Here is a 16862-nt window from a genome sequence, read left to right as displayed (position 1 = left end):
AACAAAATCAAATGGATAAGCTAAAAAATCGAAAACCATTCAAGCCGCCACGGGCACAACAACCGGCTCAACCACAGGCTTGCGATAAAGCACCAGGTAATAACACCCAAGACTGATCAACCAGCAAAACACCGCCGTCCACACGTTGTGCGAGAAGAAATGCGCACCTTGCAGCATCCGCCCAACGGAGAACACCACCCCCAGCCCGAACGCCACGGTCAACGCCACCCGCGCCATCCGCGGCCGCCGGTCACGCAACACGAAGAACAGCGCAAACAAGGTAAACCCGGTCGCGGCATGGCCGCCAGGCCAGCAGCGCCCTGGCTTGTCGGTCTGGGGCCGAACCTCAAGCAGCTTGCTGTAGATTTCCTTGCCGCCAAACTCGCTCAGGCTCCAGGGGCACTGCACCGCAGTGACCGCTTTGAGCGGCGTGACAAAGCTAGTGGAAAGGCTCATCGCCAGCACCAGGCAACCCAGCTCCCGCCGCCACGGCTTCAGGCGTGCTGCAAAGAAGCTGCCGACAAACCCGAGAATGGCCAACACGGAAAACCCGATGACCACCTCCTTGGCACGGTCATGCAGGATATCCTCGAGAAAGTAACTGTGCCGCCCGATGAACTGCCCCGCCGCCGGGTCAAAGGCCAGTTTGGCAATGTTCATGTCGAAATCAGTCAATTCCAGCAGTACCAGCAGCACGGCAATGAGGGCAGGTATGCCAAGGGCAATCCACAGGTTCAGCGGGCGCGAAGGCGCGAGGACGTTGGCTACAGGCATGACGAATCCCGGCAGGACAGTGAGAGCACCCGGTCGGCGGATTCGCGCCGGGCATCGATTGACGCAACGACCGGCGATTGTCCGTGGCCGTGCATGGGTTGTCCGTGAATGCCGCGTGAAAAAAACATTAAGTGCCATAAGCGGCCGGCTGTGCTGGCAGGGCGCGGCCTATGGCCTTAAGCTGCGCTGGCCAAGCAGGCAAAAAGCAGCAGCGGAGGGGGAGAACGTCCATGCGCATTCTACTGGTTGAAGACAACCGCGATATCCTGGCCAACCTGGCCGATTACCTGGGCCTGAAGGGCTATACCGTCGATTGCGCGCAAGACGGCTTGTCCGGTTTGCACCTGGCAGCCACCGAGCACTACGACCTGATCGTGCTCGACATCATGCTCCCCGGTATCGACGGCTACACCCTGTGCAAACGCCTGCGCGAAGACGCCCGCCGCGACACCCCGGTAATCATGCTCACCGCCCGCGACCAGCTCGATGACCGCCTGCAAGGCTTCCGTTCCGGTGCCGACGACTACCTGCTCAAGCCTTTTGCCCTGTCGGAGCTCTCGGCCCGTATCGAAGCGGTGCTGCGCCGCGCGCAAGGCGGCGGTCGACGCAGCCTGCAAGTGGGCGACCTGAACTATGACCTCGATACCCTGGAAGTGACCCGCGAGGGCAAGTTCCTCAAGCTCAACCCGGTCGGCCTGAAGCTGCTGGCCGTGTTGATGCAGAAAAGCCCCCATGTACTGCGCCGCGAAGTCCTGGAAGAAGCCCTGTGGGGCGACGATTGCCCAGACAGCGACAGCCTGCGCAGCCACGTTCACCAACTGCGCCAGGTGATCGACAAACCCTTCGAAAAACCGCTGCTGCATACCGTCCACGGTGTAGGTTATCGCCTGGCCGAGGGCCGTGATGGAGTTTAAACAGAGCCTTGCGCAACGCATCATCATCGCGTTTGCGCTGATGAGTGCGCTGGTCGCCGGCGCCTTCGCTTTCGGTATCGTCGCAACGGTCCACCTGGTTGAAGAACGCCTGATTTCCACGGTGCTGGGGGGCGACCTGCAACGCCTGCTGCTGATGGACAATGTCGCCGAATGGAGCCACCGGCCGCGCCCCGATCAGCTGTTCTACTACAGCGGCGGGCCAGACGATTTCGAACTGCCCAAAGACCTGCGCCACCTCGACCCCGGCTTCCACGAGGTTTTCCGCGAGCACCTGTCGTATCACGCCATGGTTGAGGTGGTCGACGGTCGGCGTTATGTGCTGCTGCAGGATCAGAGCGATTTCGAAGAGCGTGAGCGCGTGCTGTTTGCCGTGGTAGTGGTCGGTTTCGTGCTCAGCCTTGCCCTGGCAGTGTTCCTCGGCTGGGTATTGGCCCGCCGGGTCATGGCACCGGTGATTCGCCTGGCCCGGCAGGTCCGGCATCGGGACCAGCTATTGGGCCTGGCGCCACCCCTGGCACCCGACTACGCCGAAGACGAAGTGGGGCAACTGGCCGTGGCGTTCGATGCCACCTTGGGCCGCCTGCGTGATGCCCTGACCCGCGAGCGACTGTTTACCAGCGACGTCAGCCACGAACTGCGCACCCCGCTGATGGTGCTGGCCAGCTCGTGTGAGCTGCTGCTTGAAAATCCCGCCATCGACAATCGAGCCCGCTCGCAAGTCGAGCGGATTGCCCGTGCCACCGAAGAAATGCGCGAGCTGGTGCAGACCTTCCTCATGCTCGCGCGCGCGCAACGTGATGAGGGCGCAGTGGCCTCCCAGGCCACCCTCAAGGAGGTCAGCGATGAGCTGATCGGTGTCTGGCGCGACACGATCGAGCAGAAGGGGCTGAAGCTGAGCTATGTCTCCAGTGGTGGCCTGTCGACCTTGTACAACGCGACCTTCCTGCAATCAGTGATGGGCAACCTGCTGCGCAATGCCGCGCACTACACCGACCGTGGATTTATCCGCCTGACGCTCGAAGCAGATGGTTTCACCGTCGAGGACAGTGGTGTCGGAATTCCCGAGGAGCAACGTGAAGCGATGTTCCAGCCTTTCGTCCGGGGTGGCGAGAAGCGCGGGGAAGGGCTTGGCCTGGGGCTGTCGCTGGTGCAGCGAATCTGTGATGACCAGGGCTGGGTGGTCAGCCTCAGTTCGGGTGACCCCACGGGTTGCCGTTTCCATGTCCGTCTGGGCAATGCCGAAAGCGCAAAACTAGGGTGAAGGGTGTCTTGTAGTACTTTGTAAATTTTTGTGGGGGTTTTTAACAATTTTTTCACCTCAGCATGACCTGACGCCAACGCTTCGCTACCTAAGGTAGGGCGCATTGGAGTCAGGAGATGCACCATGCGCAGCCCTATCAAACTTGAGTTTTCCGAAAAGTACGACCAGCAACACGCCCAGGATTATTTCCACAAGCACCAGGCCAGCCTGGCTCGTCGCTTGTCCCACCAGCGTGATGAGCAGATGGCGCGGCGTGCCCTGGCCCTTGCCGGTGAACCCGGGTTGGTACTGGATCTGCCCAGCGGTGCTGGCCGGTTCTGGCCATTACTGGCGGAAAAAGCCAACCGCGTGATCATCGGCGCGGACAATTCCGCGGACATGCTGGAGACTGCCTGCCGCTCGCAACCTGCCGAAGTGGTGAAACGGGTACGACCTTTGCAGACTTCTGCGTTCTCTATCGATCTGCCCGACAATGCGGTGGACAGCATTTTCTGCATGCGGCTATTCCATCACATAGGGGAAGCCGCACACCGCAAAGCAATTCTTTCGGAATTTCAACGAGTTACCCGTGATAGCGTGATCGTTTCACTGTGGGTGGACGGCAACTTCAAGGCCTGGCGGCGGAAAAAGCTCGAAGCGCAGCGTAACGCTGAGACCGACCAGGGCAGTTACCAGAATCGCTTTGTGTTACCTGCGGCTACGGTAGAGGAAGAGTTTGCTGCGGCTGGTTTTCGCATTCAGGAACGAATGGACTTTTTGCCGTTCTACGCCATGTGGCGAGTGTATGTATTGCGCAAGGGGTAATTAACATGGCTGTAATGGAAATGACCGACAGTAACGGCAATGATCGTTTCGACTATTTCTGGCAACGCCAGGGCGAGTGGGTGGAAGAACCCAACCAGCGCCGTGGTGGTGAAAGCGGCGTGCAGCGGCTGAGTGATGAGTCCGGGCACTTGCTGTATGCGAAACGTCAGATCGGTCATATCTATCGCAGCCTGCTGCATCCCTTCGGCCGCCCCACGGTGTTGCGCGAATACGATGCGCTGCACAGTTTTGAGCAGCTCGGGGTGCGGGTGCCGAACATTGTTTATTGCGGTGTCGAGCGTGATGCCGACAACCAGTGGCGTGCGCTGCTGGTCAGCGAAGCGCTGGACGGCTTCGTCGAGATTGATACCTGGTATGCCGAAGGCAATCGCGAGCGCTACGGCGAGGTGCTGCACGAGCGCATCCTGCAGGACCTGGCGCGCAACCTGGCGCGGATGCACCGGGGGCATTGGCAACACGGGTGTTTGTACAGCAAGCATATTTTCGTCAGGGTGCTGGGCGAGGGTGACGAGGCCCAGGCCGAGGTGGCGCTGCTGGATTTGGAGAAGTGCCGCCGACGCATCAGTCGTCAGCGTGCGGCGGCCAATGACCTCAAGCAATTGCGTCGCCATTCGTCGTGGAATGAGGCCGATTGGCAGAAACTGCTCTACTTTTACCAAATGGCGTTTGGCAGCGCTGTCAAAGGTTTAGGGTAATGAAACTAGAAATCGCTCGAACTGTGTTTATCCTGGCAGCCCTCGTGACTGCCACCGTGGCGTTTGCTGCGTGGGAAGAACCGCGCCCGGGCATCTACAGTGCAGCCGAGCAGGGCGGGCAGTGCCCGCTGCCTCGCGTAGTAAAGGCGCAGGTGACGGCCCAGCCGGATCACGACCTGCTGCTTTTCCTGTTCGGTATGAGCCAAGGGTTGCGCAATAACGGTTGAGCTGTCTGGTAGTGAAAAAGGCCTCGTCAGTGACGGGGCCTTTTTGTGGGCGCCAGCCTTGCCGGCGATGTAGCCGCTATGCAACCGCCGGTTGCGGCTTGTCCGCCTTGGCCAGCAAGGTATACACGCACGGCAGCACGAACAGGGTAAACAGCGTCCCCACCGACATCCCGGTGGCAATCACCATGCCGATGTCGAAACGGCTGACCGCGCCCGCACCGGTGGCCAGAATCAACGGCACCATGCCAAACACCATGGCCGCCGTGGTCATCAGCACTGGTCGCAGACGAATGGCGGCGGCTTCTTCCACCGCCTCTCGAGCGCTCAAGCCCTTCTGCTCGCGCAGCTGGTTGGCAAACTCGACGATCAGGATGCCGTGCTTGCTGATCAGCCCGATCAAGGTCACCAACCCCACCTGGGTATAGATGTTCATGCTCGAAAGGCCGAGGAACAACGGAATCAACGCCCCGCAAATCGACAGCGGCACCGTCACCAGAATCACCAGCGGGTCGCGGAAACTCTCGAACTGCGCTGCCAGCACCAGGAAGATGATCGCCAGCGCCAGGCCAAAGGTGACCCACAGCGCGCTACCTTCCTGCACATACTGGCGCGCCGCCCCGGCATAGTCGAAGGCGAACCCGGCCGGGGCCTCTTCCTGGGCGATAGTGCGAACCACCTCCAGCGCCTCGCCCATGCTGACCAGCGGGAAGCCCTGGATAATCGCCGAGTTCAGTTGCTGGAACTGGTTGAGCTGGCGCGGCCTGGCGCGGTCGGTGACGGTAATCAGCGTCGACAGCGGCAACATCTGCCCCTGTTCGTTCTTCACGTAGTAGTTGTTCAGCCAGTCGGGGTTGTCGCGGTAGGCCTGTTCCACCTGGGCGATCACCTTGTAGCTGCGCCCCTCGATGGTAAAGCGGTTGATTTCCGCCTCGCCGAGCAAGGTGGCCAGGGTGCCGCCCAGGGCATCCATCGACACACCCATCTGCGCCGCCTTGGCCCGGTCGATATCGACCACCACCTCGGGCTTGTCGAACGCCAGGTCGATGTCGAGGAAGGCGAACTTGCCCGAGGCTTCGGCGCGGGTCTTGATGCGAGTGGCCACCTCCAGCAGCGACTCGTAGTCATTGGGCGTGTTGATCACGAAGGCGAACGGCAGGCCCTCGCCGGTACCCGGCAGCGACGGCAGGTTGAAACCGAAGATCTGCAGGCCACTGATGGCGTTCAACTTGGCCTGGACTTCCGGCAGCAGCTGCATCTGCGTGCGCTCGCGATCACCCCATGGCTTGAGCAGAAAGCCGCCGATACCCGATTGCACACCGTTGAAGCCGTTGATCTGGAACGAGGAGTAGTACTCGGGGAAGGCCTTGAATATCGCCTTGAACTCATCGGTGTAGGCGCTCAGGTAATCCAGGTTGGTTGGCTGCGGCGCGGTGGCCATCATGAAGATGATGCCCTGGTCTTCGTCCGGGGCCAGTTCCGACTTGGTGAACTTGAGGAATATCGGGATCAGGCACAGCACGATGATGGCGAACACGATCACCACCGGGCGGGTATTGAGGGTGCCGTGGAGGATCTTCTGATAGCGCTGCTTCAAGCGCTCGAACAGCATGTCCAGGCGGTGCGACAAACCACTGGGGTTCTCGTCGCGGCGTAGCAGCACGGCACACATCATCGGCGACAGGGTGAGGGCGACAATGCCGGAAATCACCACCGCACCGGCCAACGTCAGGGCGAACTCCTTGAACAAGGCGCCGGTCAGGCCCTCCAGGAAGCCGATGGGGGCGTACACCGCAGCCAGGGTGATGGTCATGGAGACCACTGGCATGGCGATCTCGCGCGCGCCTTCCAGCGCGGCATCGTAGGGGGTCTTGCCTTCCTCGATATGCCGGTGGATGTTCTCCACTACGACAATCGCATCGTCCACCACCAGGCCAATGGCCAATACCATCGCCAGCAGGGTCAGAAGGTTCAGCGAATAGCCCATCAACTGCATGAAGAACAGCACGCCGACCATCGACAGCGGGATGGTGATCACCGGGATCAGCACCGAGCGCAAGGCACCGAGGAACAGGAACACCACCACGATCACGATCAATACGGCCTCGACCAGGGTTTTCACCACTTCGTCGATCGAGGCCTGGATGAACAGCGTGGCGTCATAGGCGATGGAGGCCTTGAGGTTGGGCGGCAACTGGCTTTCCAGCTCCGGTATCAGCTTGCGCACCTCCTTGATCACATCCAGCGGGTTGGCGCCGGGGGTGGCCTTGATGCCGATGTACACCGAGGGCGTACCGTCGAACGAGCTGACCGTGTCGTAGTTTTCCGCGCCCATCTCGACCCGCGCGACATCGCCCAGCAAGACCCGGCTGTCACCCTTGGTTTTCAGCGGGATGGCGGCAAAATCCTGGGCGGACTTGAGCTCGGTGTTGGCGTTGATGCTGGTGACCACGTACTGGCCCTTCACTTCGCCCGCCGCCGAGAGGAAGTTGTAGCGGCGCACCGCCTCGGTGACATCGTTGGCACTCAGGCCGTAGCCGGCCAGCTTGACCGGGTCGATCCACAGGCGCATGGCGAACACCTGGTTGCCGAGGATCTCCGCCTCGGCCATGCCGGGCAGGGTGGCGAGCTTGGGCTGGATGACCCGCGACAGGTAGTCGGTGATCTGCGGGTTGCTCAGCTCGCTGCTGAAGAAGCTGATGTACATCAGCGCCGAGGCATCGGCCGCTTCCTTGCTCAGCACCGGGTCTTCGGCGTCTTGCGGCAGCTTGTTCTTGACCTCGTTGGCCTTGGCCAGCAGTTCGGTGAACAGGCGGTCGCTGTCTGAGCCGATGCGCGCGTAGATCGAGATCACCGAGAAGTTCTGGCGGCTGACCGAGGTCATGTAGTCGATGCCTTCGGCGCTCGCCAGGCTTTGCTGCATCGGCTGGGTGATGTAGCCCTGGATGGTTTCGGCGTTGGCCCCGGGGTAGGCGGTGGTCACCGTGATCAGGGCGTTTTCCATCTGCGGGTATTGGCGGATGGGCAGTTTGCTCCAGGCCTGGAAGCCGAGCAGCACGATCAGCAGGCTGACCACGCTGGCAAGCACCGGACGGCGGATGAACGGATCGGTAAAAGCCATGACGGTTCCTTGATCAGTCAGCGCTGAGCGGGCTGCTTGGTTCGGCTTTCAGGGTCTTGTCGGGGCTGAGGGTGATCGCCGCGCCCTGGGTGAGTTTCAGCTGGCCAGCGGTCACGACCTGTTCGCCCACTTTTAGGCCCTTGCCGATCACTACCAGGCCATCGCGGCGCTCGCCGGTTTCAATGAAGCGACGTTCGGCGATCAGCTCGGGCTGGCCGTCGGCGCTCTTCACCGGCTGGCCGTCTTCGCCGAGCTTGGGCGTGGCGACATAGACCGAGTTGCCGTAGAGGGTGTAGGTGACCGCACTTTGCGGCACCACCACTTCGCTGCGCGGGTTGGGCAGCAGCACCTGGACACTGGCGAACATGCCCGGCAGCAGCTTGCCGTCGGGGTTGGCCAGGGTGGCGCGGATCAGCACGTTGCGCGTGGCATCGTCGACTTTCGGGTTGATCGCGCTGAGGCTCGCGGTGAAAGTTTGCTCAGGGTAGGCGGCGACCGACACCAACGCTTGCTGGCCAAGGGTGAGCTTGGGCAGTGCCTGTTCCGGAACGGAGAAGTCGACGTAGAGGCTGCTGAGGTCTTGCAGGGTGGCGATCACCGTGCCGCTGGCAAGATACTCACCAACGTCCACCTGGCGAATGCCGATGGTGCCGCTGAAGGGCGCGACGATGCTTTTCTTGTCCAGCGAGCCCTTGAGCTGGGCGACGACGGCCTTGGTCCGCAGGTACTGGGCATTCAGGCGGTCATATTCGCCTTTGGAAATGGCCTGGCTGCCGACCAGTTGGCTGCCACGGTTGAAGTCGACTTGAGCCAGGCCAAGGTCTGCCTGGGCCGTGCCGAGCAGGGCGGTTTCGACATCGCGGTCGAGTTGCAGCAGGGGTTGGCCAAGCTTGACCTGCTGGCCAGACTCGAACTGCACGAGCTTGACCGTGCCGGGGGTTTCCAGGCTCAGGTCGACGCCTTGCAAGGCCTTGAGGCTGCCGACTGCGGGCAGGCGGCTTTGCCAGCTGAGTTCGCGCGCCTCGGTTGCCGCGACGCTAATCGGTGGCTTGGGGGCAGAGAATTGCTGGACCTGCTGGTAGATGGAGAAAGCCTTGTAGCCCCCCAGTATCAGCACGATCAGCAGGACGACACCTAACATGATCAGCATGCGACGGCGCAGCATATTCCAGGTCCTTGGAAGCAGTTTTATTGATTCGTGTGGCACGAATACGGGCAGTCCTGCCCCTGTGCGTTGATTGGCGAAGTGTACCCGTTTGTCAGGCTTTTTGGGGGGATTCGAAAGCATCGCTGGCAAGGCCAGCTCCCACAGGAATTGGGGTTATCACTTGACCTGTGGGAGCCGGCCTTGCCGGCGAAGGGGCCTGATCAGGCCAGATGCAAATGGTTGTCCCACAACCCGGAAGGCAGTTGCAGCGGCTGGCCGATCAGCTCGGCCTTGCGACAATCATAGAAGCGGCACCGCCCCTGCCCGGAGGTGACCACGAAGCCATCGGCCACCGCGCCAACCCCGGCGCAATCGGGCATCGACGCATCCAGGCGCACCTGGGCGGTGTCCAGGTCCCAGATGAACAGGCGGTTGGCCCGTGGCGCGGTCAGCGCTACCAGGCGCAGCTCGTTGTGCACCGCCACGCTGGCGGTGTACTGGGCCATCGAATGCAATTGATGCTCCGGCACCGGGAACGCCGCGAAAGGCTGCCCCGGACGCTTGATCGCCAACAACTCGGCAGTCTCGTCGGCATCACCCATGAACTGCTGGCAGGCGATCACCGTACCGTCCGCAGCAATCGCCAGGTGACGCACGCTGTTCATCTGCTGGCCGAGGGTTTCCTTGCTCAGCAACGTACCATCACGCTGCATCAGCACCAGGCTCGGCTGCATGGCGTGCAGGTTCATCTCGACCCGGCTTTCGGCTTCGGTGCGAATCCCGCCATTGGCCACCACCAGCGTTTCACCATCAGGCATCCACGACACTTGATGCGGGCCGATGCCATGGGTGGAGATCTCACCGCTGTGCAGCAGGCGCTCACCTTCGAAACGGTAGATACCCAGCACACCCCGACCCGGGTCGGTGGTGTCATTCTCGGTCGCGTATAGCCATTCACCACTCTTGTGAATGACCGCATGCCCATAGAAGTGCCGGTCGGGCTGCGAGGTGATGGTCTGCAGCAGGCGGCCATCACGCAGGTCGATCAGGTAGCTTTCAGTGCCCGGGCGGCGTGCGACGAACAGGGCAATCGGCAGCTCGGGGTGATTGATGATGTCATGGCAACGCTGGCCCACCTGGGTAGCGAACACCTGCTTGCCGTCCAGGCGATAGCCGACGGCGAAGTGGCCGCCGTCGCCATCGTCCCGTGCGGACAGCAGCAGGGGTTGCTGTGCCTTGTTACGGAACAGGGTCCAGCCGCCCAGCGTCAAGGCGCTGAGCAGCACGCTACCGAGTTTCAGCGCCTGGCGTCGCAACATGATCAGTCACCGTCGTTGGCATTGAAGCCCAGTTGGATGTTCAGCGCCTTGGCCAGCTCACCTTCATGCAGGCGGTGAACGACGTTCAGGCTGTCGTAGATGGCGTTGAGTTTCGCACGGCCGGCGTCGTCGGCCAGCAGGTCGCTGAGGCTCTGGTTGTTCTCGGCCAGCAGCTTGAGCGAAGCGCTGTAGGCGGCATCGATCTTGTCCGCCAGTGGTTTCTGGTCTTTGGGCAGCAGGCCACGGATACCCTGGTTGTCGACACCGGTCCAGACGGTCTCTGCGGCTTTCAGGCTGGCTTCCAGGCTCTTGAGCGAGGACTGGCTGCGCCAGGCTTCTGCTTGCAGCGGCTGCGGGATGCCCTTGCTCAGGCGGCCCATGGGCGTGCCGAGTTTCTTTTTCAGGGTGTCCAGTGCGGTGACCTGGGCGCGCAGCAGGTCGGCAATCGCTTCATGCGAGTCGGCATAGCGCTGGTTGGGGAACTTGGTCAGCTGCGCGAGCATGCCGTCGGTGTTGTTCCAGCTCTTGAGGATGTCCTCGGCCAGCAACTTCTGGTGCTCGCCGATGGCGACCAGCAGCGGGCAGTAGCGGGCTTTCTGCTCGGCGTTGGCGGCGTCCGGCTTGCTGTCGAAGAGGATGTACTCGTAGGCCGACAGGCCACGCACGACCACGCTCGACTTGGCTACGGTGGCAGCGTCCAGTGGCTTGTCGCCATTGACCAGTTGCTCGACTTGACGGCCGACCAGGTTTTTCTTGTCTGGCCAGAACTGTACCTGCCAGGCGCGGTTGCCTTCGGCCAGCGGGCCGATCAGCAGCGGCTGCAGTTCAGCCCAGGCTTTTTGTGCATGAAGGAAGTCGGCACGCGCGGTGGCGAGGTCGGCCTTGCCTTCGCAGAAGGCCAGGGCGCTCACGGCCAACTGACGGTCGGCTTCGACCCAGCGGCTGTAGGTCGGCAGGATCACCTGTTTGGCGATCGCGGCGGAGGTCACGGCCTGCGGGTCTTGTGGGGAGCAGGCACCCAGCGCGAGGGCGGCGAGGCTGGTGAACAACAGCTTGGGTCGGAACATGTCCGGCTCCTTTCTCTAGAGTGAGTTCAGGAACGCCAGCAACGCAGTGCGCTGCTCGGCATTGAAGGTCAAGACGTGCTGGCGGGCGGGCTCTGCTTCGCCACCGTGCCAGAGCACGGCTTCGAGCAGGTTGCGCGCCCGGCCATCATGGAGAAACTGGGTGTGGCCGCTGACGGTCTCGTTCAGGCCGATGCCCCACAGCGGCGCGGTGCGCCAGTGCTGGCCGGAGGCGGCGAACTCGGTACGGTTGTCGGCAAGGCCGGGGCCCATGTCATGCAACAACAGGTCGCTGTAAGGGCGGATCAACTGATTGGCCAGCTCCGGCTCGGCCGCATCGGCAGCCGTGGTGAAGCTTGGTGTATGGCAGCCCTGGCAGCCCGCCTGGAAGAACAGGTTCTTGCCGGCCAGCACCTGGGCGGACGCGACGTCCTTGCGTGCAGGCACGGCAAGGTTGCGCGTGTAGAACAGCACCAGGCGCAGGATGTTGTCGCTGACTTCCTGCTCGCCGTTGGCGCCATTGCCATTGGGCGCGGCCAGGCAGTCGACCTGGGCCGGGGTGCAATCGTCCAGCGGCCGCAGGCTGGTGGTCAGGCCCATGTCGCCGGAGAAGGCATGCACGTTTTGCTGATTGAGGTTGGGCTGCCCGGCTTTCCAGCCGAAGCGGCCCATCACGGTTTTACCCTGGGCATCATCCCAGACCTGATTGGCACGGCCGCGAATGCCATCGCCGTTGCGATCCTGCGGGTCGGCATTGGCCAGGATCGCCGCCTCCGGGATGGCTTCGAGCAGGCCCAGGCCGATCATCGGCGGGGCCACGCGCGCGGAGAAGCGGGTGTCAGGGTGCATCGGGCCATAGCCCAGCTGGGTGATCTGCAACTGCGGCTGGCGCAGCTCGACCTGGGTGCCGTCCTTGAAGCTGACGGTGTGAGTGCTGTAGCTGACCCGCACCTTGCCTTCGGGGGCTACCCCGGGCACTGCCATGTCCTGCAATTGGCCGCCATAGACCGGCTCGGGGACGATGCCCAGTTGCTCGATGACCTTGGCGTACTGCGGCTGATCGGGGATCGACAGGCGTACCAGCATCGACACGGCATTGCTGGCGCCTTGCTCGGGCGGGTGGCCGCGGCCGTCCTTGATGTGGCAGTTCTGGCAGGCATTGGTGTTGAACAGCGGCCCCAGGCCGTCGCGGGCGGTGGTGGTCGACGGGGCGATCACCCAGGGGCTGCGGAAGAAACTGTTGCCGACGCTGAAGTCCAGGCGGCGGCTCGGCGCGAGGTTGGCCGAGGGCATGGAGTAGGCGTTCTGGTCGCGCTTGTTGACCGTGGTGCTGCCGCCCGCGCGAGCTTCGCCCGGTTCGGCCTGGGTGAAGCGCGGAGCTTCATCGCAGCCAGCCAGGGTCATGAGCAGCAGCAGGGGTGAAAGGCGGCGGAGCAACAAGGACATCGATAATCCTGGAAAACGAGCAAAAAACCGGCGTGCAAGCTTAACAGGAGCAAAGGGGTATGAATAAGAGGGATTTGCGTTTGCTGGGTGAAATCGTCGTCAGATTGCCGTACATCATTTTCAGGCGTTGCGCGGCATCTTTGTGGGAGCCGGCCTTGCCGGCGATCAATCGTCGGTTCAGCGCTGATCTTCCTGGCCTCATCGCCGGCAAGGCCGGCTCCCACAGGGGTGAAAAGGGCAGGCATGAAAAAGGCGACCCGAAGGTCGCCTTTTTCAGTACCGCCGGGTGATCAGAATTCGTGATCGGCGGTGTCCGGGTTCAGGTCGCTGATACCCAGTTTGCCAGCGGCCTGCTCGATTGCACCGGTCTGCTTGACCAGCGAAGCAATGGCGTCACGCACGATCTGGTTGCCCGCAGCGTTGTCGGCAGCGATCAACTGGTCGTAGTGCTCACCCTTGTTGGCGTGGTCAACCATGACCTGGATCTTCGCTTCGGTCGCTTCCAGGTCGGTCTTCAGGGTAGCGTCGGCGGCTGGGTCAACCTTGGCCACCAGCGAAGACAGGCTTGGCCCGCTCAGCTTGGAGCCGTCAACACGGGTGTATTCGCCCAGGTAGACGTTGCGGATGCCCTTGGCGTCGTAGAAGTGCGAGTTGTGGGTGTTGTCGCTGAAGCAGTCCTGCTCGTCTTCTGGCGAGTTGGCTTCCAGCGAAACCTTCATGCGCTCGCCCGCCAGTTCACCCAGGGACAGCGAACCCATGCCGAACAGCATCTTGCGCAGGCCATTGGCAACCGGTTCGGCTTCCAGGGTGGCGCGGTAGTTGTCGGCTACGTCCGGCTTCCAGTTGCCGACCATTTCTTCCAGGTCGTTGATCAGCAGTTGGGTTACGGCACTCAGGTAGGCACGACGACGCTCGTTGTGCTCGCCGGTAGCGCCTTTGCCTTGCAGGTAGTCCGAAGCCGGACGGTTGCCAGCGCCAGGGCCGGTGCCGTTCAGGTCCTGGCCCCAGAGCAGGAATTCGATGGCGTGGTAGCCGGTGGCAACGTTCGCTTCGGAACCGCCCAGCTCGTTCAGGCTGGCCAGTTTCTCAGGGGTGATGTCCTTGACGTCGACCTTGTCCTCGCCCACCTGGATCTCGGTGTTGGCGATGATGTTGGCAGTCGCGCCAGGGTTGCCCAGGGCGTGCTCGTAGCTCTTGTCGACGTAGTCGATCAGGCCTTCGTCCAGTGGCCAGGCGTTCACCTGACCTTCCCAGTCGTCAATGATGGTGTTGCCGAAGCGGAACACTTCACTCTGCAGGTAAGGCACGCGCGAAGCTACCCAGGCAGCCTTGGCGGCTTTCAGGGTGTCATCGTTCGGGTTGGCGAGGAAGGCATCGATGGAGGCTTGCAGGGTTTTCGCGGTGATCAACGAGTCGTTGTACACGGCGTAGACCATGTCGGCGTAGTTCTTGACCACTGCCTTGGCAGCAGCTTCGTCGACCGCACCGGCTGCTGGGGCAGCAGTGCTGGCAGCGGCTGGCGCCTGGGCTGCCGGTGCGGCGGCCTTGTCCTTGTCATCGCCGCAGCCGGCGAGGGAGATGGCAATGGCCAGCAGACTGGCGGTGGCCAGAGGCATACGAATCATGGCGAATTCCTGCGTCGAGAGGTTGAACAGGCGTGCTCATGCACGCAAAACTGCCACATAATGCGAAAGATTTGCATTTTGTGTAAAGGGGTTGCGACGTAAATATTCAAATGGATGTTTCCGGCCAAGTGCCCGCGATTGCGGGCATTCAGAGGATCGAAACCTGATTGCGCTGTGCCTGTTTGAGGAACGCGGTCAGCTCGCGGGCCGGCAGCGGTTTGCTGTAGTGGTAGCCCTGACCCTCGTGGCAGCCCTGGGCAATGATGTAGCTTTCCTGCTCGGCGGTCTCGACGCCCTCGGCGATGACCTGCATGCCCAGGCTCTTGCCCAGTTGGATGATCGCCCGGACGATGGTGGCATCGTCGTCGTCATCGAGCAGGTCCTGGACGAAGCTCTTGTCGATCTTGATCTTGTCCAGCGGCAGTGATTTCAGGTAGCTCAGCGAGGAATAGCCGGTGCCGAAGTCGTCGATGGCGATCAGCGCGCCGGAGCGGCGCAGGCTCAGCAGGTGCTGGGCGGCGGTGCTGATGTCTTCCATCAGACCGGTCTCGGTGACTTCCAGCTCCAGGCTGCGCGGTGGCAGGCGGTAGATCTGCAGCAGGTTGTTGACCACCCGTGGCAGTTCGCTGTGGTGCAACTGCACGGTGGACAGGTTGACCGCCATGCGCAATTCGCTGAAGCCCTGGTCGTGCCATTCACGCAGTTGCCGGCAGGCCTGGTCGAGCACCCATTCGCCAATCACGATGATGTTGCCGTTCTGTTCGGCCAGCGGGATGAACTGGTCCGGCGGGACCATGCCCAGTTCCGGGTGCTGCCAGCGCAGCAGTGCCTCGACGCCGACCACGCGGTGGTCGCGGTAGCTGATCTGCGGCTGGTAGACCAAATACAGCTGATTGCGCGGCAGGGCTTCGCGCAGGTCTTTTTCCAGCTCGCGGCGCCGGCGCATCTCACTGTCGACGCTGGCGATGTAGAACTGATAACGGTTGCGCGAACGGGTCTTGGCCAGGGTCATGGTCTGTTCGGCTTTTTGCAGCAGCTTCTCGGTGCTGTCGCCATCTTCCGGGAACAGGGTGATGCCGATGGTCGCGCGCAGGCGAATTTCCTGGTGGTCGAGGGCAAACGGCGCTTCCAGGTCGTCGAGAATGCTCTGGGCCAGTTCGGCGGCTTCGTAGGGCTGCTCGATATCGGCCTGAACCAGCGCGAACTGGTCACCGCCCAGGCGGGCGAGGGCGCCGAGGCGGCCGCTGTGGGCACGCAGGCGGTCAGCCAGGGCCAGCAGCAGCTGGTCGCCGGCCTGATAGCTGAACTGCTCGTTGATGCCTTTGAAATCGTCCAGACCGACACACAGCACAGCCACCCGGCGTTGCAGGCGGCCGGCGTCGACGAGGATCTTGTCCAGCTGTTGCTGCAACTGCTGGCGGTTCGGCAGGCCGGTCAGGAAGTCGTACTGGGCCATGCGCAGCAAGCTGTTTTCCGCCTCGTGGCGCAGGTGCGTATTGCGCTCGATCGAGGCCAGCAGCTGGTTGGCGGTATTGACCCACAGGCCCAGCTCGTTCTTTTCGTGGCCCTTGAGGATCGGCAACTGATGCTGGCTGGGGCGATCAGGGTTGATCTGGGTAAGGTGCTCGATGATTCGCGACAGCGGCTTGGTCAGCAGCCAGTGATAGACCAGGTACAGCACCAGGCCCATGGCCAGCGCGCGCAGCACCCCGGAGATGAAGATGATCACCGAACTGACGAGGAAACTCTTGCCGTAGTCAGCCGTGTCGAGGGTGATGCTCAGGTCGCCGTAGTACTCGCTGTAAGGCCCGCGCCCGACCAACTGGATGCTGAAGGTGCGTTCCTGGCCAAGGATCAGGTCGGTCAGCCAGCGTGTGGGCTGCTCCTGCAAGGGCCGGGATTTTTCCGCGAGCATGGTTTCGTTGGGGTGGCCGATGGAGGCCATGCGCACCGATTCGTCCTGGAACAAGCCTTCGATGACCTGCATGCCCATTTCCCGGTCGAGGCTGTACACAGCCTGGGTCGACGGGTCGCGGAACATGTCGAGGATGCGCTGCGCATCGCTGGCAACGGCCTGGCGAGTCTTGTAGGCATCAAAAACGATCTGCGCACAGCTGAGTACTACACCGACGACCAGCGCCGAGAGCAGGACGACCCTGAGCAACTTGACCGATAAGCTGTTTTTGAGTTCCAGCTTCAATGGGGTTTCCTTAATCCATGCGCATGGCGGCATTTTGCCATCATTTGTGGCAATCCACTATCGGCCGTCCACGGGCATTTACGGCGATCCTTGAATCACTGTATCGGTAGACCCGGCGTGCGACTTTAATACGAGGGAAGGACTTTCCCAACAATTGATGTTAGCGCGCTCTGGCCTGGGGGCAAGGGCGGAACGCACAGAGATCGGTAGATACCGTCTTGCCCGT

14 protein-coding genes are annotated in these 16862 nt (G+C 62.1%); 6 read left to right on the top strand and 8 right to left on the bottom strand.

Translation table 11 applies throughout. From position 1 onward, the window contains the following. Positions 1–39: 39 nt before the first annotated feature. Complete coding sequence (locus M5G11_RS14380; RefSeq protein WP_273909481.1) at positions 40–774, bottom strand: phosphatase PAP2 family protein; 735 nt, start codon at positions 772–774, stop codon at positions 40–42. 230 nt (positions 775–1004) lie between these two features. Here M5G11_RS14380 and colR point away from each other — a divergent pair, with 230 nt between their 5' ends. From colR to M5G11_RS14355, 5 genes are all read left to right on the top strand, one after another. Beyond that, on the top strand, positions 1005–1688 hold the full coding sequence (colR, locus tag M5G11_RS14375) for a two-component system response regulator ColR (RefSeq protein ID WP_273909482.1): 684 nt from the start codon (positions 1005–1007) through the stop codon (positions 1686–1688). Continuing rightward, entirely contained in the window at positions 1678–2970 is a 1293-nt protein-coding gene (locus M5G11_RS14370; protein WP_273909483.1) for a sensor histidine kinase, read from the top strand. Before colR ends, M5G11_RS14370 begins: the two co-directional genes overlap by 11 nt. Before the next feature lie 123 nt (positions 2971–3093). Beyond that, the gene (locus M5G11_RS14365) at positions 3094–3774 is read left to right on the top strand and encodes a class I SAM-dependent methyltransferase (protein ID WP_273909484.1); all 681 of its coding nucleotides are present in this window, start codon (positions 3094–3096) and stop codon (positions 3772–3774) included. A gap of 14 nt (positions 3775–3788) precedes the next feature. Further along, on the top strand, positions 3789–4490 hold the full coding sequence (locus M5G11_RS14360) for a lipopolysaccharide kinase InaA family protein (RefSeq protein WP_420793788.1): 702 nt from the start codon (positions 3789–3791) through the stop codon (positions 4488–4490). Continuing rightward, positions 4490–4717, top strand: coding sequence for a hypothetical protein (locus M5G11_RS14355; protein WP_273909486.1), 228 nt, complete (start codon positions 4490–4492; stop codon positions 4715–4717). The genes M5G11_RS14360 and M5G11_RS14355 overlap by 1 nt, the downstream gene beginning before the upstream one ends. Before the next feature lie 76 nt (positions 4718–4793). On the opposite strand, the gene M5G11_RS14350 is transcribed toward M5G11_RS14355, so the two are convergent. From M5G11_RS14350 to M5G11_RS14330, 5 genes are all read right to left on the bottom strand, one after another. Then, positions 4794–7835: a multidrug efflux RND transporter permease subunit gene (locus M5G11_RS14350; protein WP_273909487.1), complete on the bottom strand. Its 3042-nt coding sequence runs from the start codon at positions 7833–7835 to the stop codon at positions 4794–4796. A 13-nt stretch (positions 7836–7848) separates the two neighbouring features. Continuing rightward, positions 7849–9000, bottom strand: coding sequence for an efflux RND transporter periplasmic adaptor subunit (locus M5G11_RS14345; protein WP_273909488.1), 1152 nt, complete (start codon positions 8998–9000; stop codon positions 7849–7851). 203 nt (positions 9001–9203) lie between these two features. Then, positions 9204–10301, bottom strand: coding sequence for a DUF1513 domain-containing protein (locus M5G11_RS14340; protein WP_273909489.1), 1098 nt, complete (start codon positions 10299–10301; stop codon positions 9204–9206). Positions 10302–10303: 2 nt separating this feature from the next. Beyond that, positions 10304–11368, bottom strand: a complete 1065-nt coding sequence (locus M5G11_RS14335; protein WP_273909490.1) for an imelysin family protein — start codon at positions 11366–11368, stop codon at positions 10304–10306. Positions 11369–11383: 15 nt separating this feature from the next. Continuing rightward, positions 11384–12811: a di-heme oxidoreductase family protein gene (locus M5G11_RS14330; protein WP_273909491.1), complete on the bottom strand. Its 1428-nt coding sequence runs from the start codon at positions 12809–12811 to the stop codon at positions 11384–11386. 59 nt (positions 12812–12870) lie between these two features. Between M5G11_RS14330 and M5G11_RS14325 the strand changes: the two genes are divergently transcribed. After that, a complete protein-coding gene (locus tag M5G11_RS14325) occupies positions 12871–13101 on the top strand; it encodes a hypothetical protein (protein ID WP_273909492.1) in 231 nt (76 codons plus the stop codon). Here M5G11_RS14325 and M5G11_RS14320 read toward each other — a convergent pair whose 3' ends face one another. After that, positions 13102–14436, bottom strand: a complete 1335-nt coding sequence (locus M5G11_RS14320) for an imelysin family protein (protein ID WP_273909493.1) — start codon at positions 14434–14436, stop codon at positions 13102–13104. It lies immediately after the preceding gene. 148 nt (positions 14437–14584) lie between these two features. Next, positions 14585–16669, bottom strand: coding sequence for a putative bifunctional diguanylate cyclase/phosphodiesterase (locus tag M5G11_RS14315; protein WP_420793890.1), 2085 nt, complete (start codon positions 16667–16669; stop codon positions 14585–14587). Positions 16670–16862: the final 193 nt, after the last annotated feature.

It is taken from the genome of Pseudomonas fontis, from assembly GCF_028656955.1.
GTDB lineage: Bacteria > Pseudomonadota > Gammaproteobacteria > Pseudomonadales > Pseudomonadaceae > Aquipseudomonas > Aquipseudomonas fontis.
Note: the sequence above shows the minus strand (reverse complement) of the source record. Positions and strands in the feature narration are given on the sequence as shown.

Excerpts from the sequence above, each read along its gene's own strand:
- M5G11_RS14380 (WP_273909481.1), bottom strand. The coding sequence starts at position 774 with ATGCCTGTAGCCAACGTCCTCGCGCCTTCGCGCCCGCTGAACCTGTGG.
- colR (WP_273909482.1), top strand. The coding sequence starts at position 1,005 with ATGCGCATTCTACTGGTTGAAGACAACCGCGATATCCTGGCCAACCTG.
- M5G11_RS14370 (WP_273909483.1), top strand. The coding sequence starts at position 1,678 with ATGGAGTTTAAACAGAGCCTTGCGCAACGCATCATCATCGCGTTTGCG.
- M5G11_RS14365 (WP_273909484.1), top strand. The coding sequence starts at position 3,094 with ATGCGCAGCCCTATCAAACTTGAGTTTTCCGAAAAGTACGACCAGCAA.
- M5G11_RS14360 (WP_420793788.1), top strand. The coding sequence starts at position 3,789 with ATGGAAATGACCGACAGTAACGGCAATGATCGTTTCGACTATTTCTGG.
- M5G11_RS14355 (WP_273909486.1), top strand. The coding sequence starts at position 4,490 with ATGAAACTAGAAATCGCTCGAACTGTGTTTATCCTGGCAGCCCTCGTG.
- M5G11_RS14350 (WP_273909487.1), bottom strand. The coding sequence starts at position 7,835 with ATGGCTTTTACCGATCCGTTCATCCGCCGTCCGGTGCTTGCCAGCGTG.
- M5G11_RS14345 (WP_273909488.1), bottom strand. The coding sequence starts at position 9,000 with ATGCTGCGCCGTCGCATGCTGATCATGTTAGGTGTCGTCCTGCTGATC.
- M5G11_RS14340 (WP_273909489.1), bottom strand. The coding sequence starts at position 10,301 with ATGTTGCGACGCCAGGCGCTGAAACTCGGTAGCGTGCTGCTCAGCGCC.
- M5G11_RS14335 (WP_273909490.1), bottom strand. The coding sequence starts at position 11,368 with ATGTTCCGACCCAAGCTGTTGTTCACCAGCCTCGCCGCCCTCGCGCTG.
- M5G11_RS14330 (WP_273909491.1), bottom strand. The coding sequence starts at position 12,811 with ATGTCCTTGTTGCTCCGCCGCCTTTCACCCCTGCTGCTGCTCATGACC.
- M5G11_RS14325 (WP_273909492.1), top strand. The coding sequence starts at position 12,871 with ATGAATAAGAGGGATTTGCGTTTGCTGGGTGAAATCGTCGTCAGATTG.
- M5G11_RS14320 (WP_273909493.1), bottom strand. The coding sequence starts at position 14,436 with ATGATTCGTATGCCTCTGGCCACCGCCAGTCTGCTGGCCATTGCCATC.
- M5G11_RS14315 (WP_420793890.1), bottom strand. The coding sequence starts at position 16,669 with ATGCCGCCATGCGCATGGATTAAGGAAACCCCATTGAAGCTGGAACTC.